Source organism: Sphingomonas sp. DMC6 (assembly GCF_056314225.1).
In genome coordinates, this window is sequence record NZ_JBQUYT010000004.1 from 1 (window position 1) to 20,679 (window position 20,679).

A 20,679-nucleotide genomic window follows, 5' to 3' on the forward strand; every position below is an offset into this window, starting at 1 on the left:
TGAGAACTTGTTCCTCATATTGCTCATCGTGGCTCCTTCTCACAGATAGGAGCCTCCGGAAAACCCGGGGCGCTTCAGGCTCACTCCCGTGCAGTCGCGATGGCGGAACCAACAGTTGAGAGGGAAGTCATGCGTACACTCACTGCAACCTGTTTGACGGCGTTGGCAGCGTCCCTGCTTGCACCCGCCGCGGCTTCTGCCGCTCCGATCCTGGGCGGGGGCACCGCCGTTGACCTGACGGCCGCGCAGACCTTTGCCAGCCTTGGATTGTCGCTGTCTTCCTGGGGCACGGCCAGCATCACCCGAACCAGCAATACCAGCAATCCGGTCGCTACCTTCCTTGTCACCGGCGGCAGCCGCAATGACGCGACCAATGCGCTACTGGTGGAACATGCCGGTTCTGGCCTGAACTTCACCTCCGGTAGCAACCTGCTGCAGATCGGCAATTTCGAGATCGATACCGCTGCCGGGCTGGTGCGCGGCACGGCGACCGCCAATGGCGCGGTGCTGGGCGTGGTGCCGCTGTTCACGCTGGGCTCCAACCTCTCGCTGGCGCTGACCAGCCAGGCGGCGGGCGCGTTCACCAGCGTATTCGGTGCGCCGGACCTGACCGGAACCACGATCGGCAATGCCACGGTGAACGTGGTGCTCGGCGCATCGGGCGTGCCGGAGCCGGCGAACTGGGCACTGATGATCGGCGGGTTCGCCATTGTCGGCGCAGCGGTTCGGCGCCGGCGTTCGGTGCGCGCAGCCATCGCCTGATCTGGCGGAGCCATGCTGCTGTCCTGCCGGAGGGCGGCACGGTGCGCGGCCGGGCTTCCCCTTTGCCCGGCCGCGCATTTCATTTTGTTGCGGCGCGGAAAATTTTCGCGATGTGTATTGTTGTATTATATCATAGCTGTTAGGCGCTGACGGCAACGCACCAGAAACGCAGCCGGGGTTGCCCTTCATGTTCCGTACCGCTTTGCTTGCTTCCGCCGCTCTCCTCGCTTCTCCGGCCCATGCCGCCCTCGCAGACCCGGACAATGCAGCCGCTCCCCAGGCCCCGCAGCAGAGCAAGGAGCAGGACGCGGCGATCATCATCACGGCGCCCTATCGGCAGAGCGAAGCCGATGTGCTTTCGGGCACCTCGGTTGTCCGCGGCGAGGAGCTGACGCGGGATTTGCGGCCCACCATCGGTGAGACGCTGGCGCGGCAGCCGGGCGTTTCCGCCAGCTCCTTCGGCCCCAGCGCGTCGCGGCCCATCCTGCGCGGCTTTCAGGGCGAGCGCGTGCGCATCCTGACCGACGGGATCGGCTCGATCGACGTGTCGAACACTTCGGCCGACCATGCCGTTATCATCGACCCGCTGCTCGCCGAGCGCGTGGAGGTGCTGCGCGGCCCCTCGGCGCTGCTGTTCGGGTCATCGGCAATGGGCGGGGTGGTCAATGTGATCGACAACCGCATTCCCCGTTCGGTGCCGGAAAAGGGCTATCGGCTCAACAGCATCGCCACCTATGGCTCGGCCGCGAATGAGCGTTCGGTGGGAGGTGCCGGCGATGTTGCGGTCGGCAATCTGCTGGTGCTGCACGCCGACGGCTCCTACACCAAGACCGACGATCTGAAGATCGGCGGTTATGCGCTGACCGCCGAGAAGCGCGCCGAAGCGCTGGCCAGTGCCAAGGCCGCGCCGGCCGACCCGATCGACTTCGCCGCCAATGCGGCGGTGCGCGGCACGCTGCCGAATACCGCTTCCAAGACCTGGACTGCCGGTGTCGGTGCGGCGATCATTACCGATCGCGGCAATCTCGGCCTGTCCTACAGCCATTATGACAGCCTGTACGGCGTGCCGATCCGCTTCGCGACCCGGCCCGGCGACGGCCAGGAATCGCCGCGGCTCGACGTGGTGCAGAACCGGCTCGATCTGCGCGCCGAAGTCGATGCCGACGGTGCCCTGCTCCAGAAGGTGCGGTTGCGCGCGGGCTTTGCCCAATATCGCCATTTCGAGCTGGAACCCGATGGCGCGATCGGCACGGCCTTTTACAACAAGGGGCTGGAGGGCCGGCTGGAACTGGTCCAGGCCGATCATGGCGCGTGGAAGGGCGCGTCGGGCGTGCAATATTTCAGCCGCAACTTCGATGTGAAGGGCGACGAGGCGTTTCTGCCCAAGAGCCAGACCAGCCAGATCGGCCTGTTCACGCTCCAGCAGCTCGATCTGGGCCGGGTGAAGGCGGAGGCGGGCGTCCGCTATGAGCGCACCGACCTGTCCGCCGACACACCGACCGGCGATGCGCGCTTCTTCGCCGGTAAACGGCAGTTCGATGCAGTGTCGGGTTCGGTCGGCGCGTCCTATGGCCTTTCCAGCGCGGTGCGGATCGGCCTCAACCTGTCGCACACCGAACGCGCCCCCTCGGCCGAGGAACTGTTCGCCAACGGCCCGCATGGCGGCACCGAAGCCTATGAGCTGGGCAGCCCCGCCTTCCGGCTGGAAAAGAGCTGGGGGATCGAAGCGACGCTGCACGCGCATGGCGATGGCTACAGCCTCGACAGCTCGGCCTATTACAACTGGTTCTCCAACTATATCTCCGACGCCCAGACGGCGCAGTCGGTGTGCGCGGCGGCGGCGGCGCCCAGCGGACGCACGGTGGACCTGCCGTGCTTCCAGTTCACGCAAGCCGATGCGCATTATTACGGGTTCGAGGCCGAAGGATCGCTGCGGCTGGCGCAATGGGGCGGCTATACGCTCAACGCCGATCTGCTCGGCGACTATGTCCATGCCAATATCGTCGATCAGGGGCCGGCGCCGCGCATTCCGCCGGCGCGGGTGCTGGGCGGTATCGAGGCGCAGTCGGACCGGCTGAGCGGCCGGTTCGAGGTCGAGCATGTCTTCACCCAGAACCGCATCGCCGCGTTCGAGACGCGCACCAGCGGCTATACGATGGTCAACGCGTCGGTGAACCTGAAGCCCTTCTCCGCCATGCCGGGGACGAGCATCATGGTCTCGGCGAACAACCTGCTCGACGTGAATGCGCGGCGGGCAAGCAGCTATCTGAAGGATTATGCGCCGCTTGCCGGCCGCGACATTCGCGTGACCTTGCGCTTCAGCCTGTAGGCGCGTCGAGCAGGTCGCCGATCGACCCGGCCGGGCTGGCTTCCGGGATGGCGCCCATCGCCGCGCTGATCCGGGCGGGATCGATCTTGGTGGCGGGCTGGGTCAGCATGTCGAATGCCTGCGCGCTGGGCAGCAGCTTGAATGCCGCGCCGTAGCGGGCGCGCAGAGCTGTCAGCTTGTCCTCGCGCCCCAGCATCGCCAGCGCCACTGCCTGGCGCAGCACGGCGGCCTGGCCGGGGGCGGTTAGCCCCTTGGGCGAAGGCAGGGCGGGCTCGCTTTCGGTGACGAATGCGCCCCAGTTGCGGTTGCGCCAGTGGATTTCGGCGCGGACGCTCGCGGCATCGGGCACGCCGTCCAGCGCAGCGACGGCGGCATCGTCGCGGCCCAGCCGGTGCAGCGCCACCGCCTCGATCCGCTTGCGGTCCCAGCGCATCGCGTCGGTATAGCTGGGCTGCTCGGTATTGCGCAGCGTGTCGAGTGCACGGTCCGGCCGCCCGGCGAGCACATGCAGCGTCGCCACCTTCACCGAAAGCGGCCCCTGCGCCACGTCCTGCCGCCGCTGCATCAGCTGATATTCGAGCAACTCGGCGGAGCGGGCATAGAGCCCCACGGCCTCCAGCCGCCCGGCCAGCCGCATCGCCAGCGCGTCGCCCTCCGCGCCCGATGGCGCGAGTTCCTTATAATCCCAATAGAGGCCCGCCGCCTCGGGCAATGGCACGCCGCTGTCGGGCGCGAGGATCGCCGAGAGCCAGGCCTGGATTTCCGCCAGCATCTGCGCCGCCTCGGGGCCAGGCCGGAAATAGCGGAACAGCGTCGCCGCACAGCGCAGCGCCGCGCGCATATTATGCTGCTCGCGCGCCAGCCCATATTCGATGCGCAGCGCGGTTTCCTCGATCGTGCCGCCGCGCCAGCCGAAGCGCAGATCGTCGAGCCGCTTGATCGCCTCGTCCGGACCGACACGGTGCAGCGCCAGATCGGCCTGGATGCGCGCCAGTTGTGCGCCGGCAATCACTTCGGGGGTGCCGCTGCGCTCGGCCCGGGCAAAGCGCAACTGCCCGCCTTCGGGATCGCCCAGCGCCATCAGCGCGCGGCCGCGCAGCAGATTGGCATTGGGGTCGGTATCGGGAAACAGCTTCAGCCAGGCCAGCGCCGGGCGCGCCTGACCCACGGCAATAGCGGCCTGTGCCGCCGCCAGCGTGAACGGGCGACGTTCATAGCCGGGCCGGCCATTGATCGCCGGGATCGCGCAATTGATCTCGCGCGCGGCGGCAGCTTCGTTGCCGCTATGCGCCAGCGCGCGCATCCGCCACGCACAGCCTTCTGCATTGCCCGAAAGTTCGTCCAGCGCCAGCGCCTGCACCGCTTCCTTGTCGCGCGCCATCAGCGTCAGCGCCGCGCCGGTGGCGAGCTGGAACTGGGCGACCAGTGCCAGATCCTCGTCTTCGCCGCGCATCGTCTCCAGCACGCCAAAGGCATCGGCGCCGCGCCCCTGGCGGATCAGCGACCCGGCATAGCGCCAGCGGGCGAGCTGCCGCGTTTCCGGCGTGGCGGAGATGAGCGCGGCCCAGGCCGCATCGTCGGTCAGCTCGGGCCAGTCGCCTTCGCCCTCGATCATGTCCATCTGTGCCAGCTCGGCGGCGAAGGGCGGCAGCGCGGCGGGGCTCTTTACAGGCGCTGGTTCGGCAGCCGGTGCCGTGGCGGCAGGCGAGGGCGCAGGTTCGGGCGGCTTGGGATCGGCGGCAATCGCCGCGCCGCTCGCGAGCAGCGCAACCAGCAGGGCGCGCATCACAGGCCCCGCGTCAGCAGGAACGCACCCAGCCCGCCGCCGATCGCGCAGGCGATCAGGAACAGCAGGGCAGGGACGATCGGCAGGCCTGCCGGCTTGGCCGGCGCAGCATTGCCTTCGATAACGGCATTGGCTGCACCGGAGGCGCCGGCGTCCGACGAAGCGCCACCGTTCGCGGTGGCGGCGCCGGTTCCGCCCGGGCGGCGATCGTCCTGGACGACACGAATCTTACCGGGGCGTTGATCGTGACTCATTGGTAATCCGTTAAGCGGTTCACCCCTATTATAGGATGAGTGCGGCCCGGAATCGGCGTGGCCCCAGCAACTTGCGGAGGAATAATCGGTGCGGCACACGCGAACCCTTGCGATGTTCGGCATGGCACTGGCGCTTGCGCCCCTGCCTGCGGGAACGGCACGGGCCTCGGGCGGCGGCGAGGGCGGGGGCGACCTGCATCTGGTGCCGATGGACAAGATGACCGTGCCGATCGTCGATGCCGCGCGTGTCAGCGGCAGCCTCAATTTCAAGATCGTGCTCGACGCCGGCAATGCCGAAACACAGCAGAAGCTGGGCCAGACCATGCCGGAAGTGCGCGCCGCGATCGTGGCCGCAGGGCTGGAATTTGCCCGGCTCGATGCGTCCGGCCTGCGCGCGGTGGACGTCGCGCAACTCGATCACGACCTGACCGAGGCAGCGAAAGCCGTCGAGCCCGGCATCGCCCGCGTATTGATCGTCGAGGTCAGCGCCTCGCAGCAGTGAGGTGCAAATCGCCCCTTCCTGCTTCGCAAGGAGGGGAACACCCCCTCAGGCGTCGATAACTTCCTCGTCCAGCCGTGCCGCATTTTCCTGGATGAAGGCGAAGCGGTGCGCCGGGTTGTTGCCCATCAGCCGGTCGACCAGATCCTTCACGCCTGCCCGCTCCTCATATTCCTGGGGCAGCGTCACGCGCAGCAGGCCGCGGGTGGCGGGGTCCATGGTGGTTTCCTTGAGCTGGTTGGGGTTCATCTCGCCCAGCCCCTTGAACCGGCTGACTTCCACCTTCTTGCCCTTGAACGCGGTTGCCTCGATCTCGGCGCGGTGCGCGTCGTCGCGGGCGTAGAGGCTCTTCGACCCCACCGTCAGGCGGTAGAGCGGCGGTTGCGCCAGATACAAATGCCCCTTGCGCACCAGATCGGGCATTTCCTGGAAGAAGAAGGTCATCAGCAGCGTTGCGATATGCGCGCCATCGACGTCCGCGTCGGTCATGATGATGATGCGTTCGTAGCGCAGTTGGGCCGCGTCGCAGTCCTTGCGGGTGCCGCAGCCGAGCGCCTGGATCAGGTCGGCGATTTCCTGATTGGCCAGGATTTTCGCCGACGTCGCGCTGGCGACGTTCAATATCTTGCCGCGGATCGGCAGGATCGCCTGCGTCTTGCGGTCGCGCGCCTGCTTGGCCGACCCGCCGGCCGAGTCACCCTCCACGATGAACAGCTCGGTGCCCTCGGGGCTGTCGGCCGAACAGTCGGTCAGCTTGCCCGGCAGGCGCAGCTTGCGGCCCGACGTGGCGGACTTGCGCTTGACCTCGCGCTCCTGCTTGCGGCGCAGGCGGTCGTCCATCCGCTCCAGCACATAGCCGAGCAGCGCCTTGCCGCGTTCCATATTGTCGGTGAGGAAATGGTCGAAATGGTCGCGCACTGCCTTTTCGATCAGCGCGGTCGCCTCGGGGCTGGTGAGGCGGTCCTTGGTCTGGCTCTGGAACTGCGGCTCGCGAATGAACACCGACAGCATCAGCTCGGAGCCGGTCATCACGTCGTCGGGGTTGAGATCCTTGGCCTTTTTATTGCCGACCAGATCGCCGAAGCTGCGCAGGCCGCGCACCAGCGCCTGGCGCAGCCCCTGTTCATGGGTGCCGCCATCGGGGGTGGGGATGGTGTTGCAATACCAGCTATAGCTGCCGTCGCTCCACAGCGGCCAGGCGACCGCCCATTCCACGCGACCCTGGCTGTCCGGAAACTCCTGCGCGCCCGCGAAGAAATCGGCCGTCGCGCATTCGCGGCCCGCCACCTGTTCCTTCAGATGGTCGGCGAGGCCGCCGGGGAACTGGAACACAGCCTCGGCCGGGGTATCGTCGGTGATCAGCGCGGGGTCGCACTTCCAGCGGATTTCCACGCCCGCGAACAGATAGGCCTTGGACCGTGCGAGCTTGTACAGCCGCGCCGGCTTGAACAGCATCTCGCCGAAAATCTCTGGATCGGGCGTAAAGGCCACGCTGGTGCCGCGCCGGTTGGGTGTGCCGCCCAGATGCTCCAGCGGCCCCAGCGTCTTTCCCTGGCTGAACCGCTGGCGATAGAGCTGGCGGTCGCGCGCCACCTCCACCACCGTATCGACCGACAGCGCATTGACCACCGACACGCCCACGCCGTGCAGGCCGCCCGAGGTGGCATAGGCCTTGCCGGAAAATTTGCCGCCCGAGTGGAGCATCGACAGGATCACTTCCAGCGCCGACTTGTCCGGAAAGCGCGGATGCGGATCGACCGGCATGCCGCGGCCATTGTCGGTGATGGTGATGCGGTTGGGCGCGGCCAGCGTCACTTCGATGCGGTTGGCATGGCCGGCGACCGCCTCGTCCATCGCGTTGTCGAGGATTTCGGCCGCCAGATGATGCAGCGCCCGCTCGTCGGTGCCGCCGATATACATGCCCGGCCGACGGCGGACGGGCTCCAGCCCCTCCAGCACTTCGATCGAGGACGCATCATAGCTGTTGCTGCCGGGCGCGGCGGCGGCATCGAAAAGGTCGTCGGACATGCGGAACGTATAGGGGGCGCCGGGCAGGGCGCGCAAGGCGGGGCGGATGCGGAGGGTGGTGGGAAAAAATTGCCTAGACGGGCGCGTGCTGCCGCAGCGCCCCTAAAATGGGAAGGAGCCCAGCGGAGTACCCGATGCCCTATCTTCCCGGAACCAGCGAACAGCACCACAGGCGGGAAGCGTCCGCTCCCGTCGATCCGGCGCAGAGCCCGTTCTTCCCGATCCTCAGCAATCTGGTCGACCGGTTGGCGGATGGACTGGATCATCCGGAAGTCTGGCCGTTGCTGGCCGACGCTGCACAGCACGACGACGTCGCCGAATTGCGCGACCTGATCGAACTGCTGGAACCGGGACAGGCGCCCCAGGTGCGCAAGGCACTGAATCTTCTGGGGGGTATGCTACACGCGCTGTCCGTGGATCGTACGCGGGGCGCGACTTTCTTGCGCGAGTTGCTCGCACATCATCCCCATTGCGCGCAGACAGCCGGGGCGATCTTCTTTGTCGAGCGGCATGGTACAGAAAAGTCCCCTGACCTCTCCACACGCTTCTGCGACGCGCCGTTCGTCAAGTTCGAGACGCTGATGGACGGTACCGTCGCGCCTTGTTGCTCGATCTGGACCCAGCAGCGGCTTGGCAACATGGACGGCCAGACGTTCGAGCAAATATGGAACAGCGCTTCCGCGCAGGCGATGCGGGCGAGTATTCTCGATGGTTCGTACCGCTACTGCAACAAGCAGCGCTGCACCTTCATCAACGAGGACACACTGCCGCTGCGCGACGAGGTCACTGATCCGGCGCTGCGTACCGTTATTGAGCACGGGTTGACGGAAATGGATGCGGGGCCGCGCTGGCTGTTCCTCGCCCACGACGTAACCTGCAATCTCGCCTGCCCTTCTTGCCGTGGCGGCATTCTGGCAGCGGACGAGGCGCAGGAACGTCGGTTCGACAGGATCGAGGAGCAAGTCTTTCGTCCGCTGCTCAATGCGGGCGGCAAGGCGCGGATTTCCGTGTCCGGACAGGGAGATCCGTGGTCTAGCCCGCATTACCGCTCGATTTTGCGCTACATGGCCGATCACCCACTAGACCTCGAGCTTGAAATCCACACCAACGCGCTGCTGATGGGGGAGGGACGGTGGAAGGATTATGCCGGGCTCGACCGCTACCGGCCGATGGTCAATGTCTCGATCGATTCCTGCACCCCTTGGGTTTACGATGTCGTCCGCCGGCCGGGGAAGTGGGACAAGCTCTACCCGAACCTGCAGTTCATCGCCGCCAAGCGCGCCAAGGACGATTTCTGCGAGTTCCACCTGAACGCGACGATCCAGCTCGACAATTATCATGAAATGCCGGCGCTGGTGCAGCTGGCGCAGACGCTCGGCGCCGACTCCATGCGGCTCTACATGATGCAGAAGACCGGCGGGCATCTGGCGGCTGATTTCCCGCGCAAGAATGTCGGCGATCCCAGTCACCCGCTGTACCGCGCGTTCCTCGAAACGCTGCGCCACCCGATTCTGGGTGACCCGCTGGCGCATCTCTACGACGTGGCAAGCTGGCGCAAGCTGGCGTTCGAAACCGAGCTGCCTTCGGACGGACTGGGCACCGAATATAGCCGCGAGGAGTGGGCGGAGGCGATCCGCGATGCCGCGGCCGACCCTGCGCGCCGCGTCGCGCTATGTGCTTCCGGGCGCATCCGCTTTCCGCAGGATGTGGAACTGCTGCGCATCGAAGCCATGAGTCTGCGCGAACTCGGGTTTGAGGAACAGGCGGGCTATCGCCTGTCCGAAGCCGCCGCACTCGGCGGCGAGGCGGTGCTGGCCGCCTGATGTGAATCCTCCCCCAGGCGGCTGGGGGAGGATTTTGAGGGCTTACCGTACCCGCGGCGTGCCGAACGGCATCGGCGGGGCCGGGCGACGGTCGCGGCGGGGCAGCTGCGCCTGATAGGCGTGGCCGCAATGCTCGACGCAATAGGGGAAGCCCGGGTTCACCTTCTCGCCGCAGAAATGGAAGTCCGGCTCGCCCGGATGACCCAGCGGCCATTTGCAGATCTTGTCGTTCAGATCGAGCAGCGTGGTCTTGCCCGCAATCGCGTCGCTGGGCTTGGCGGGGACCAGCCGGCGCGGCGGGGCCGGGGCGATCGGCGGTGCTTGCTCGCCCGGATTCTGGCGGATGAAGCCGCCCGGGCCGACCGAGCGGAGCACCGGCTGCGGCGCGCGCGGCTCCGCATCGGCGGCGGCTGCCGGTTCGGCCGGGGCAGCGGGTGCTGCGGGGGCGGGTGCGGCCGGACGCGGCGCAGGCGCTTCGGCCTGAACGCGCGGCGCGGGCGCCGGCTTGGGCGCGGGTGCCGGTTTGGGTTCGGCCGGTGCGGCGGGGGCGGCGGCCTTGGCTTCGTTCGGCTTCACCGGCGACGGGCGCGAGGGCAGGCCAAGGCGGTGAGCCTTGCCGATCACGGCATTGCGCGACACGCCGCCCAGTTCCTCGGCGATCTGCGTGGCGGTCAGGCCGCTGTCCCACATCTTCTTCAGCGTCTCGATACGCTCGTCGGTCCAGCTCACTTCGTTTCCTTCGTCTTGCGGGCGGCTGCGTCAGCGGGTACGCGATCGCGCCATGAGCAGCCACCCCGAAATCGGTTCACAGCTTCCCGAGCCGGGCGTTCCGGTGATTCGCAACGTCAACTGGGGAGGCTTGCGCACCCTCTATATCAAGGAGGTGCGCCGTTTCTTCAAGGTGCAGCTCCAGACGGTGTGGGCACCGGCGGTCACCACGCTGCTCTACCTCGTGATTTTCACGGTCGCGCTGGGCGGCGGCGGGCGAATGCTGGTGCTGGATGGCCGGCCGATTCACTATGCCGATTTCATCGCCCCCGGCCTGATCGTGATGGGCATGCTCCAGAACGCCTTCGCCAATGCCAGCTTCTCGCTGCTGGTCGGCAAGATTCAGGGCACCATCGTCGATTATCTGATGCCGCCGCTGTCGACCGGCGAGATGCTGGCGGCGCTGGCGGGCGGATCGGTGACGCGCGCCTTCTGCGTCGGCGGCACGGTGTGGCTGGCGATGGCGCTGTGGGGCGTGCATGTCTTCCCGGCGCATCTCTGGGCGGTGCTGTGGTTCGGGTTCCTCGGCTCGCTGTTCCTCGCGCTGATGGGGGTGATGACGTCGATCTGGGCGGAAAAGTTCGACCATGCCGCCGCGATCACCAATTTCGTCGTCGCGCCGCTGTCGCTCTTGTCGGGCACTTTCTATTCGGTCGAGAATCTGTCGCCGCTGTTCCGTGCGATCAGCCATGCCAACCCGTTCTTCTACATCATCTCGGGCTTCCGCTACGGCTTTCTCGGTGTCGCCGATTCGCCGATCCTGCTGGGCAGCGGCGTGATCCTGGCGCTGGACGTAGTGCTGGGGCTGGCCTGCTATACGCTGCTCCGGCGCGGGTGGAAGATCAAGAGCTGACCCCGGCTGCGGCCGCGCCCGGTCGATACGGCCAAGAAACGTTCATTCCCGATCCAGTAAAGGTTGCAGGCATCCGCCGGATCGGCTGATTTCGCCCCCGTTTCCACGGGGGAGCGGCACGATGGGCTTTGCGGGCAAAATGGTACTCGTGGCGTGCGCGGCGCTGGCGCTTGCCGGCTGCAGCCAGCCCCGACCAAAGCCGATCGCCGGCTGCGATTATCATGTCCTGCCGCTTACGGTGGGGCCGCAGTTCAAATCGCCCCAGCTAGCCCGGGACGGCGTATCCGCCGCGCTCGAACAGGCCGGCGACCGTGCCAGCAGCGACCTTGGCAGCACGCTGCGCGCCCGGCGTGCGCTGAAGCTGCAGGCCGAACATGCGATGACGGGACCGGCGCCCGACCAGTTTCTCGCGCTGAGCGGCGGCGGCCAGCATGGTGCCTTCGGTGCGGGCTTTTTCTATGGCATGGGCAGCCTGCCCACCTGGGATATCGTGACCGGCGTGAGCACCGGTTCGCTCCAGAGCACCTTGCTGTTCCTGGCGAACCAGAAGGTGCCGGCCGACCGGACCTATGACTGGGTCGATGGCCCCATGTCGGGCAAGGACGGCGATACCGGCTTCGTGGTGAAGCCCGGCACGTCGAACGTCGGCGATCTGGTGCTGGCCTATTCGATCGCGCGCGAAGCCGATCTGATGCGCGTGCGCTTCGGCGGTGCGGTGGTGGGGGCGCTGCTCAAGGGATCGAGCGCCAGCTTTGCGCCGCTGCGCGATCGGCTGCTGAAGATCATGACGATCGGTACGCTGCAGGAAGTCGGGCGCCAGCACCGCGACTTCAAGCGCCAGCTTTGGGTGGGGGTCAGCAATCTCGACGACGGCACCGGCTATGGCATCGACATGACCGAACTCGCCGAGCGGACGCTGAAGCCGCAGCCCGATGCCGAGCTGAAGCGCATCCAGGGCTGCTATGTCGATGCGCTGCTCGCTTCCTCCTCGGTACCGCCCGGGGTGCCGCCGGTCACGTTGCAGACCGAGCGCGGCGCGGAGATGTACATGGATGGCGGCGCCCGGTTCGGCATGTTCCTGGAACCGGTGCTGCGCGCGATCAATGGCGCGCGGGAGGGCGGCGGGCCGCAACCGGATGCGCAGATCACGCTGATGGTCAACACTTCGATGGACGCGGGAAGCTGGAGCGGGGACGGCAAGCCGGTGCAGCGATGGACGGCGATCAGCGGGGCGTTGCGCGCCGTCGATCTGCTGGAGACGCAGGTCTATATCTTCTCGGCGGCGACGGTCGAGGATCTGGGCGTGGAGAAGGGCTGGCTGCACATGGCGCTGCTGGGCACCGCCGGCATTCCCGGCGGACAGCCGCCCGAAGCGCATGTCTTCTACAACAAGACCTGCGCCGAATGGCAGCAGATGGACGCGAAGCAGAAGCCGATCCAGTTCTATCCCTGGTACATGGCCTGCACCGCCGATTATGGCCGCTCGCGCGGGGCGGTGCAGCAATGGAACCATGTCATCCCGGAGGTGCCCATAAAGGGCGGTTGACCTCCCGGCCGAAGCAGCACTAAAACGCAAGGCGGGCGGTCCGGTAGGCCGCCCTTTTGCGTTTCTGGAGTTCCACCCAGCGTTTCTGCTTTTTTCAGGAGGTACAGTTCCCATGGCCATCACTTCGCTCATGCCCGTTTACCCGCGGTGCGGTGTGCGGCCGGTGCGAGGCGAGGGCTGTTACCTGATCGGGGAACGAGGGGAACGCTATCTCGATTTCGCCGCCGGCATTGCGGTGAACGCGCTCGGCCATGGCCATCCGCATCTGGTGAAGGCGATCGCCGATCAGGCCGCCACGCTGATGCATGTGTCGAACCTCTACGGCTCGCCCCAGGGCGAGGCGCTGGCGAAGCGCATCGTGGAGCACAGCTTTGCCGATACGGTGTTCTTCACCAATTCGGGCGTCGAGGCGATCGAGTGCGCGATCAAGACCGCGCGCCGCTATCACTTCGCCAACGGCAACCCGCAGCGGCACAAGCTGATCACCTTCAAGAACGCCTTTCACGGCCGTTCGCTCGGTGCCATTTCGGCGACCGACCAGCCGAAGATGCGCGACGGGTTCGAGCCGCTGCTGCCCGGCTTCGCCTATGCGAAGTTCAACGATCTCGACGCGGCGCTGGCGCTGATCGACGACGAGACCGCCGGCTTCCTGGTCGAAACCGTGCAGGGCGAGGGCGGCATGACCGCCGGTACGCCGGAATTCATCCAGGGCCTGCGCAAGGCGTGCGACGAGCACGGCCTGCTGCTGATCCTCGACGAAATCCAGTGCGGGTACGGCCGCACCGGCAAGATGTGGGCCTATGAGCATTACGGCATCACGCCCGACATCATGACCTCGGCCAAGGGCATCGGCGGCGGCTTCCCGCTCGGCGCCTGCCTGGCGACCGAGGAAGCGGCCAAGGGCATGGTCGCCGGCACCCACGGCTCCACCTATGGCGGCAACCCGCTGGCGATGGCGGCCGGCATGGCGGTGCTCGACGTGATGGAGGAGCCCGGCTTCCTCGACCATGTCACCGCGATGGGCGAGCGGCTGCGCCAGGCGTTCGAGCAGATGATCCCCAACCACGACCATCTGTTCGAGGAAATCCGCGGCAAGGGGCTGATGCTCGGCATCAAGATGAAAGAGCCGGCGGTCAGCCGCGACTTCGTCGCCCATCTGCGCGACAATCACGGGTTGCTGACGGTCGCGGCGGGCGAAAACGTCTTCCGCGTCCTGCCGCCGCTGGTGATCGACGAAAGCCACATCGCCGAAGCCGTCGAAAAGCTGAGCGCCGGCGCGCGCAGCTTTGCGGTGCAAGGCCAGAACTGACGCATCGGGGGCCTTCCAGTCCCCCTCACCCTTCCGCCGCTTCGCGGCTCCCTCCCTCTCCCACAAGGGGAGAGGGAGCGGGGATCGAAACTCCCTCTCCCCTTGTGGGAGAGGGAAGGGGCCCGCCGCCAAAGGCGGTGGGAAGGGTGAGGGGGACATGCGAAGGTCTCGCTTTCTTTCAGCATGCTGCCCGACGAGGACCGTATGACCCGCCACTTTATCGATCTCACCGATGCCGGACCTGATGCCATCGCGGCGATGCTGAACGACGCGATGGCCCGCAAGGCTGCCCGCGCCGGCTGGCCCAAGGGCAAGGCGGACGCCGACGCCCCGCTCGCCGGGCACGTGCTGGCGATGATCTTCGAGAAGAACTCCACCCGCACCCGTGTTTCCTTCGACATGGCGATCCGCCAATTGGGCGGCACCAGCATCGTGATGGACGCCGGCTCGATGCAGCTCGGCCGCGGCGAGAGCATTGCGGATACTGCGCGCGTGCTCTCGGGCTATGTCGACGCGATCATGATCCGCACCGACGATCATCAGAAGGTGATCGACATGGCGAAATACGCATCAGTGCCGGTCATCAACGGCCTCACCGACGCCTCGCACCCCTGCCAGATCATGGCCGACCTGCTGACCATCCTGGAGAATGGCAAGGCGCTGCCGGGCCTGAAGGTGGCGTGGCTGGGCGACGGCAACAATGTGCTGGCCTCGATAATGGAAGCCGGCGGGCTGATGCAGTTCGATGTCGTGGCCGCCTGCCCGCAGGGCTATCAGCCGAGCGACGCCGATCTGGCACGGGGCAAGGGCCGCGCCCGCGTGGTCGGCACTGCGCGCGAAGCGGTGGAAGGCGCCGACATCGTCGTCACCGACACCTGGATTTCGATGGGCCAGGCCCATGCCGAAACCAAGCTCAAGGCGATGATGCCGTTCCAGGTCGACGAGGCGCTGATGGCGGCGGCCAAGCCCGACGCGAAGTTCCTCCACTGCCTGCCTGCGCATCGCGGCGAGGAAGTGACCGACGCGGTGATCGACGGCCCGCAATCGCTGATCTGGCCGGAAGCGGAAAACCGCCTCCACGCCCAGAAATCCGTCCTGCGCTGGTGCTTCGGCCAGATTTGAATGCGGAAATAATCCTCCCCCGCGAGGGGGAGGTGGCGCCGAAGGCGACGGAGGGGGAGGATGCCAGAAACGCTCCAGCCGTCGTGCTGCCGCCCCCTCCGTCAGGCTGCGCCTGACACCTCCTCCTGGCGGGGGAGGATGACATTCCGACCGGCGCCGCTCGCGCGCCATATCCCCCTCCCGCTTGCGGGAGGGGCCAGGGGGGGGGTGAGAGTTGACACTTGGTCTCGGAGTCGGCGGGAATAACCGGGATCAAACGAGACTAGACGAACAAACGACGGAAAAACGCGGATTTCGACGTCGCACGACCGGTTTTGCTCGACATGGGCTCTGTCAAAACGAACGCGGCAAATTGGCAGGGCTATGACAAGACAGCCCGGAGTCGGATGCAGATTAGGCGGAAGGCTCTCAGAAGGCTCTAAGGCGCGGAAAAGCGTCATCTCAGGCGCATCTGGGACGCTCATGCCGTTCAGCCAACACGTTGCTCGATGGAGGAAGTGGGACCCGAGGCGGTCCCACTTCCTGGCAGGCGCCCAATTCGATCGAAAATCCCGGATTTCCGCCGCTGACAGGGGAGCGGCCGAAGTCTGCGCGGATTTGAAAGTGGGACCCTTTCAGAGCCTCCAGATCATCCGGGCGACAGCAATCAGCGTTGATGCCGTCGACGCTGCAACTAGGAGCGCCACCACAAACGCCTCTACATCGCCGACCGTCGGCGGTCGAAGCCGTCGCCGCACCTTAATCTGCCGATTGGCGCCGCCCAGCCGCGTTGATCATGGGGTTAACCTCTGGGGAGCCAGGAAGTAACCAGTTATATGTCCGCCTTGGCGGTCGGCTCGTAGATGATCGTCCATCGATCTCCGCCCTCTCGATCGAACCGAATGGTAATGGAGCTGAGGCGCCAAGTATAAGACGGACCCGTTAAGGCCGTAAGCGGGGTGCGGTCAGCCAAGGTCGGATCACCATATTTCGCGATCAGAGCCGCCTGCGCTTCCTCCACACATGTCGTAGCAGGGAAACCGCCGCTGGGCCGAGAGGACAGCCAAACCGATCGGGCACGCCCTTCCTTGGTAAAGTAAACCGTGACCCTAGGCTGGCACTTTCCCAGTTCGGCAACGCCGTCGATCGAAATCCAGCCACCCTTATAGCGGACCTTGCCGCCATTGGCTGGGTAGAGCGCTTGGACCTCGGCATAAGTCATGCCGGCGGTTATATTCTTCCAAATCGTCGCCCCTCCCGCCTGAGCATTGCCCGTGGAAGGGGAAAGCAACGCAACGATCGCTATAGCGAAATTGGCTCGCATCCTTCTCGCCCTTATAAACGCCGGCCGATGAACACTACGCGGCCGACAACATTGACTTCGTCGGGATGCGCTTCATCGGGCGGGACACGTTCATTATCTGACAGAATATGCACCGTTTCGCTACGGACCCGCAACCGCTTGATCATGGCGATGTCACCTACGGTGAAAGCCCAGATCGCATCCTGCTCGCGAACGGTGCGCTGCGACCGATCAATCAGCACGATGTCGCCGTCCATGAGCGTCGGCATCATCGAGTCTCCGCGACCGCGAGCAAAGGTGAGTTGGGAAGGCGGTGTGCGGGTTATCGTCTCCAGCCAAGTGCGTGGGAAATGAAGCACCTGCGTTTCTACAGGTCCGTCCGAGAAGGTGCCGCCCAGACCATAAGCGAGGTCAATCTCGTGGACCTTCACCAGGTCAAGGTCCGCCGCGCTCTCCGGCGCCGAGGGAGCGATAGAGCGAGCTAACGACGCCCTCATTTCGTCTTGGAGCTGGCGACTAGCGCCATCAATCGTCGGCACTCCGATCGCGATGTAGCTGACGTCGAACCCCTTTGCCTCGATCAAGGCCAGGTAGTTGAGCGTGATAGGCGAAGCCCCGCTTTCGTATGCCAACTGCGTGTTTTTGCTGACCGAACCGAGGGCCGCAGCATCCCGCTGCGACAAGCCCAGCCGCTCCCGCTCCTCGCGTAACCGCTGCGGCGCTCCCTCAATCATCAGAAAGTCCAACAAAATGGGTTGAATGATCCAAATAAATTGGGCATGGTCCAAAAAATAGGGACAAAAAGTTGGAAGGCTGACCCATGATGTTGGACCGGACCCATCCGGAGGACGTGAAGGCGGTGTTGAGGAAGCGGTATCGAACCGTCGCCGCCTTCATTGAAGCCAAGGGCCTGCCGAAGACGGGCGTAAGCGACCTGTTTCGCGGGCGGACGAGCCGCCGCGTGCGCGAAGCGATCGAAGAGGTTCTCCAGGATGAAGCCGAGTCCATGAAGTTGGACGGTAGCGAAAAGCGTCCCCGCTCGCACCGTCTAAATGCGGGGGCCTGATAGACATGGCCACTGCACCAGCGAATGACATCGCGCTGCCGGTCGTTGCCGGCGAAATTATCCTTGTCCCGGTTGCCGACGTTCGCCGTGGCGAGCGTCTGCGTCCGATCGATCCGGTCTGGGCAAAGGCGCTCGGGCAGATCATGGTCCGCGAAGGCCAGCAGACCCCCATCGAAATCTGCCGCGAGCGCGGTCAGGCCGGTTGGCTGCTGGTGGCTGGCGGTCACCGTCTGGCCGGCGCCGAGCATGCTGGGATGGAGTTCATCGAAGCCCGCGAGGTTTCGGGCTCAATCGCCCATCGGCGCATGCGCGAGGTCACCGAAAATCTGTGGCGTCGCGACCTCGATCCCATCGATCGCGCAGCCTTCATCGCCGAACTGGTGCTGCTCAAGCGCAGCCAAGCCGGGATAAAGGACGTCGAGCATCGCGAGCAGTCGGTGCCGCGCGCGGTGAAGGCGGAAGCCGCACGGACGTTGGAAACGATTTCCAACGTCTATGGCTGGTCCCGGGAGATCGGCGCTGAACTCGGCTTCACGGACCGTACGATCCGCAACGATCTGGCGCTGTTCCGAGGCCTGGCACCGTCCGTGATAGACCTGTTCCGCGAGCACCGGCACCCGATCCTCCGCAACGCCGCTCAGCTGCGCCTGCTCGCCAAGCTGGATCGCGATGAACAGGGCCGCGTCGCCAGCCGGATGATCGATCAGGGCTACGGCAACGCCGCCAAGTCCGTTGCCGATGCGATCCAGTTGGTGCGTGGCACCAACCGTCCGGTTGGCGATCCGCGTGCAAAGCGGTTTGCGACGATCATCGGGACGCTGTCGCGGATGGATGCGCGCGAGCGGCTGGGACTGCTGCAGTCGCCCGATTTTCATTCGCTGCTACCGGCCGAAGCCCAGCAGCTGCTGGCGCCGATGCGGCGCGACGTGGAGGGCCGCGCATGACCCGGCTGCCGCGCATTCCGTGGCGCCAGCTGAGCGCCGCCGACTGGCTGTTCGCGACCGCGCTGGTCGCCGCGAACGTGATCCCGTGGGGACTTTTCATCTGGGGGCTGACGCTATGACACCGATGCAGGTCAACGTGCTCGACTTCGTGCGCGAGCGCATCACGCGGGCCGGCTTTGCACCGACCTATCAGGAGATCGCCGACCGCCTGGGCACGACCAAAGCGGTCGCCCATGGGCTGGTCGCGCGACTGGAGAGCGCCGGCAAGGTGCGCCGGTCGCGCAACCGCAATCGCGGTATCGAGCTGGTCGACGGGGTCGATCTGCGCACGGTCGATACCGAGCTGCTGCGCGCGGAGCTGGCGCGGCGGGGCGTCGTCCCCGGCGCGTTCACCCGGCCTGCGCAAAGCTCGCGCAGGCGCGGGGTTACCCCGTGCGCGGCCGTCGGCTGCGATACGCCCGTCCGGATGGGGCATGCATTCTGCTATGACCATTGGGTAGCGATCAGCCCGGCGACCCAGGAGCGGCTGCTGGCGGCGCACCGCGTCGCCTGCGCGACCCAAGACCCGGCGCATGCGCTCCGGTACCAGGAAGCCTTCGGCCAGGCGAAGGACGAAGCGGAGACGCGGCGGTGAGCGCGCTCGTCTCGCACCTCGACACGATGCTCGCCCGCGAAAAGGCGACGCTGAACGAGTTCTGCCGTGTCACCGGCTTCCCGGCGACCACGATCACCAGCATGCGCTATGCTGCTTCGCCGAAGCAGTCGACGCTGGAGCGGCTGCGGCGCGCGATCCACGCCTGGCAGAACGGACGCGGGCCGATCGACAGGCCCGCCCCGGCCGAGCGCGTCGGCTGCCACGATTACTATCCCGATGACTGGGAAAAGGCCGCTGCAGCCGCGTCCGATGCGTATGTCCGGGCGCTGGGCGGGCGCCGGTTCGAAGATGGCGAGCCTAGCGGGCTGGTCGTCGACCTTGGCGCGCGGCGCGCCGCTCTGTCGCGGGAGCCATGCGCGCGGTGCGGCGTGCGCGGCGATGTCGGGTGCCGCCACCAGTTGCCGATGGCGGCGGCGTGGTGATGGCCCGCCCGGTATCCGAGGCCGATCGGCTGCGGCACTGCCGGCTCGTGTTCGAGCGGGCGGTCCGGGACCGCGTGTCGATGGATGACGCGCGGACGCGGCTGTCGCTGGAGCGTATCCGCGAGCGCCAGCGGCGCATCGATGCGCTGCGCGGCCGCGTGCCCACTGCCAGCACGCCTCCCGACGCTGAATTTCTGGATCGCCTGGCGGCAAGCCGGCGCGCCGAACGGTCCGCCACCGCAGCCTATGCGCGCACCTGTGCGCTGCTGGGCGAGCATGACGAGGGCAGCGCCGAATGAGCAATTTGCGCCCGGCGCCGGCCGAGCTGACGCCAGCGCGCGTCGAGCGTCTGATCGCATTCCTCAATGGCGATCGGCCGGCTCGCGCGCGGGATGGCACCTATCCGTTCATTGATCATCGCACCGTGGCGCAGATCGGCGCCGCGCAACCGTTCCCCCAGGACGCCTCTGTCGCCGCCTCGGGTCGCACCGCCGGCGACGTCCAGCTCCCCCAAGTCGCGGCCGAGGAGGCCGGCCGCGACACGCCGTCGGGGTGGAAGGTCTCTGAACGATGATGAGATCAGCGTCCAACATCCGTGCAACGCCACTGAGCGAAATGCTCGGCTTGGCTGAGACGGTGACCGATAGCCCTGCCGTCATCAGTGTGTTCGCGTCGTGCGAGTTCGCCGAGCTTAATGACGACGGCAAGCTCTGGGTCGCAGCCATCGTACGCGAAACCCTCGCTGTTGCGGCGGAGGTGCGCAACTGATGGGCAAGCGTCGTCCCTCGGTGCCGCCGGGCCAGTTCGCCTTCACGTTCGACGTGCCGAAGCCGGCCGCCGCACCGGCAGCGCTGGCCGGCATCGATCGCGAGATCGCGGCGACCGTCGCGACGATGCTGAAGGAGGATTCGCGCTCGCGTTTCCTCATCGCCGGCGCGGTGTCCGAACTGCTGGATGATGAAATCTCCAAGGCGATGCTCGACGCCTATGCGTCGGAAGCGAAGCAGGAGCATGCGATCTCTTTCGCGCGCCTGCTGGCGCTGACCGCCGTGACCGAGCGGCACGATCTGCTCGATCGGCTGACGCGCCGGATCGGCGCGGCCCTGCTGGTCGGGGAAGAAATCCTGACCGCCGAACTCGGTCAGATCGATCGACAGATGGAAGCACTGAAACGTCGGCGCCGCGCGATCGCGGAGGCGGCGCCTGTCATTCCCACCGGGAGGAAATGAAC

23 protein-coding genes are annotated in these 20,679 nt (G+C 66.3%); 17 read left to right on the plus strand and 6 right to left on the minus strand.

All coding sequences use genetic code 11. From position 1 onward, the window contains the following. Window positions 1-129 precede the first annotated feature (129 nt). Entirely contained in the window at window positions 130-762 is a 633-nt protein-coding gene (locus ACT53M_RS10590; protein WP_476233257.1) for a PEPxxWA-CTERM sorting domain-containing protein, read from the plus strand. 187 nt (window positions 763-949) lie between these two features. Next, the gene (locus ACT53M_RS10595; RefSeq protein ID WP_476233258.1) at window positions 950-3,091 is read left to right on the plus strand and encodes a TonB-dependent receptor; all 2,142 of its coding nucleotides are present in this window, start codon (window positions 950-952) and stop codon (window positions 3,089-3,091) included. Here ACT53M_RS10595 and ACT53M_RS10600 read toward each other — a convergent pair. Then, entirely contained in the window at window positions 3,081-4,877 is a 1,797-nt protein-coding gene (locus tag ACT53M_RS10600; protein ID WP_476233260.1) for a hypothetical protein, read from the minus strand. The genes ACT53M_RS10595 and ACT53M_RS10600 overlap by 11 nt on opposite strands. Then, the gene (locus tag ACT53M_RS10605; RefSeq protein ID WP_476233262.1) at window positions 4,877-5,131 is read right to left on the minus strand and encodes a hypothetical protein; all 255 of its coding nucleotides are present in this window, start codon (window positions 5,129-5,131) and stop codon (window positions 4,877-4,879) included. Before ACT53M_RS10605 ends, ACT53M_RS10600 begins: the two co-directional genes overlap by 1 nt. A 121-nt stretch (window positions 5,132-5,252) precedes the next feature. Between ACT53M_RS10605 and ACT53M_RS10610 the strand changes: the two genes are divergently transcribed. Next, on the plus strand, window positions 5,253-5,633 hold the full coding sequence (locus tag ACT53M_RS10610) for a hypothetical protein (protein ID WP_476233265.1): 381 nt from the start codon (window positions 5,253-5,255) through the stop codon (window positions 5,631-5,633). A gap of 45 nt (window positions 5,634-5,678) precedes the next feature. Here the strand turns inward: ACT53M_RS10610 and parE are convergent, their stop codons facing one another. Beyond that, window positions 5,679-7,658: a DNA topoisomerase IV subunit B gene (gene parE, locus ACT53M_RS10615; protein ID WP_476233266.1), complete on the minus strand. Its 1,980-nt coding sequence runs from the start codon at window positions 7,656-7,658 to the stop codon at window positions 5,679-5,681. A 134-nt stretch (window positions 7,659-7,792) separates the two neighbouring features. Here parE and ACT53M_RS10620 point away from each other — a divergent pair, with 134 nt between their 5' ends. After that, window positions 7,793-9,481, plus strand: coding sequence for an SPASM domain-containing protein (locus ACT53M_RS10620; RefSeq protein ID WP_476233267.1), 1,689 nt, complete (start codon window positions 7,793-7,795; stop codon window positions 9,479-9,481). A gap of 42 nt (window positions 9,482-9,523) precedes the next feature. Here ACT53M_RS10620 and ACT53M_RS10625 read toward each other — a convergent pair whose 3' ends face one another. After that, window positions 9,524-10,210, minus strand: coding sequence for a GcrA family cell cycle regulator (locus ACT53M_RS10625; protein WP_476233269.1), 687 nt, complete (start codon window positions 10,208-10,210; stop codon window positions 9,524-9,526). Window positions 10,211-10,262: 52 nt separating this feature from the next. Between ACT53M_RS10625 and ACT53M_RS10630 the strand changes: the two genes are divergently transcribed. From ACT53M_RS10630 to argF, 4 genes are all read left to right on the plus strand, one after another. After that, window positions 10,263-11,102: an ABC transporter permease gene (locus ACT53M_RS10630; RefSeq protein ID WP_476228803.1), complete on the plus strand. Its 840-nt coding sequence runs from the start codon at window positions 10,263-10,265 to the stop codon at window positions 11,100-11,102. Between the two features lie 139 nt (window positions 11,103-11,241). Further along, window positions 11,242-12,648 carry a patatin-like phospholipase family protein gene (locus ACT53M_RS10635; RefSeq protein WP_476233270.1) on the plus strand — a complete coding sequence of 469 codons (1,407 nt, stop codon included), beginning with the start codon at window positions 11,242-11,244 and terminating at the stop codon, window positions 12,646-12,648. A gap of 112 nt (window positions 12,649-12,760) precedes the next feature. Then, window positions 12,761-13,957, plus strand: coding sequence for an acetylornithine transaminase (locus ACT53M_RS10640; protein ID WP_476233272.1), 1,197 nt, complete (start codon window positions 12,761-12,763; stop codon window positions 13,955-13,957). A 204-nt stretch (window positions 13,958-14,161) separates the two neighbouring features. After that, window positions 14,162-15,079 (plus strand): ornithine carbamoyltransferase, encoded by a 918-nt coding sequence (gene argF, locus ACT53M_RS10645; protein ID WP_476233834.1) that lies wholly within the window; start codon window positions 14,162-14,164, stop codon window positions 15,077-15,079. Window positions 15,080-15,890: 811 nt separating this feature from the next. Here the strand turns inward: argF and ACT53M_RS10650 are convergent. Both ACT53M_RS10650 and ACT53M_RS10655 read right to left on the minus strand, forming a co-directional pair. Continuing rightward, window positions 15,891-16,382 (minus strand): hypothetical protein, encoded by a 492-nt coding sequence (locus tag ACT53M_RS10650; RefSeq protein WP_476233274.1) that lies wholly within the window; start codon window positions 16,380-16,382, stop codon window positions 15,891-15,893. Window positions 16,383-16,393: 11 nt separating this feature from the next. Then, a complete protein-coding gene (locus tag ACT53M_RS10655) occupies window positions 16,394-17,107 on the minus strand; it encodes an XRE family transcriptional regulator (RefSeq protein WP_476233276.1) in 714 nt (237 codons plus the stop codon). Window positions 17,108-17,181: 74 nt separating this feature from the next. On the opposite strand from ACT53M_RS10655, the gene ACT53M_RS10660 reads away from it, so the two are divergent. From ACT53M_RS10660 to ACT53M_RS10700, 9 genes are read left to right on the plus strand one after another with little or no spacing between them, the layout of a single operon-like run. After that, window positions 17,182-17,427, plus strand: a complete 246-nt coding sequence (locus tag ACT53M_RS10660; RefSeq protein ID WP_476233278.1) for a helix-turn-helix domain-containing protein — start codon at window positions 17,182-17,184, stop codon at window positions 17,425-17,427. A gap of 5 nt (window positions 17,428-17,432) precedes the next feature. Beyond that, the gene (locus ACT53M_RS10665; protein ID WP_476233279.1) at window positions 17,433-18,371 is read left to right on the plus strand and encodes a ParB/RepB/Spo0J family partition protein; all 939 of its coding nucleotides are present in this window, start codon (window positions 17,433-17,435) and stop codon (window positions 18,369-18,371) included. Then, the gene (locus tag ACT53M_RS10670) at window positions 18,368-18,490 is read left to right on the plus strand and encodes a hypothetical protein (protein WP_476233280.1); all 123 of its coding nucleotides are present in this window, start codon (window positions 18,368-18,370) and stop codon (window positions 18,488-18,490) included. The genes ACT53M_RS10665 and ACT53M_RS10670 overlap by 4 nt, the downstream gene beginning before the upstream one ends. After that, on the plus strand, window positions 18,487-19,005 hold the full coding sequence (locus ACT53M_RS10675; RefSeq protein ID WP_476233282.1) for a LexA family protein: 519 nt from the start codon (window positions 18,487-18,489) through the stop codon (window positions 19,003-19,005). The genes ACT53M_RS10670 and ACT53M_RS10675 overlap by 4 nt, the downstream gene beginning before the upstream one ends. Next, complete coding sequence (locus ACT53M_RS10680) at window positions 19,002-19,448, plus strand: hypothetical protein (protein WP_476233283.1); 447 nt, start codon at window positions 19,002-19,004, stop codon at window positions 19,446-19,448. The genes ACT53M_RS10675 and ACT53M_RS10680 overlap by 4 nt, the downstream gene beginning before the upstream one ends. Then, on the plus strand, window positions 19,412-19,747 hold the full coding sequence (locus ACT53M_RS10685) for a hypothetical protein (RefSeq protein ID WP_476233284.1): 336 nt from the start codon (window positions 19,412-19,414) through the stop codon (window positions 19,745-19,747). The genes ACT53M_RS10680 and ACT53M_RS10685 overlap by 37 nt, the downstream gene beginning before the upstream one ends. Next, window positions 19,744-20,022, plus strand: a complete 279-nt coding sequence (locus ACT53M_RS10690; RefSeq protein WP_476233285.1) for a hypothetical protein — start codon at window positions 19,744-19,746, stop codon at window positions 20,020-20,022. Before ACT53M_RS10685 ends, ACT53M_RS10690 begins: the two co-directional genes overlap by 4 nt. Next, window positions 20,019-20,216 (plus strand): hypothetical protein, encoded by a 198-nt coding sequence (locus ACT53M_RS10695; protein WP_476233287.1) that lies wholly within the window; start codon window positions 20,019-20,021, stop codon window positions 20,214-20,216. The genes ACT53M_RS10690 and ACT53M_RS10695 overlap by 4 nt, the downstream gene beginning before the upstream one ends. Then, on the plus strand, window positions 20,216-20,677 hold the full coding sequence (locus tag ACT53M_RS10700) for a hypothetical protein (RefSeq protein ID WP_476233288.1): 462 nt from the start codon (window positions 20,216-20,218) through the stop codon (window positions 20,675-20,677). The genes ACT53M_RS10695 and ACT53M_RS10700 overlap by 1 nt, the downstream gene beginning before the upstream one ends. Window positions 20,678-20,679 lie beyond the last annotated feature (2 nt).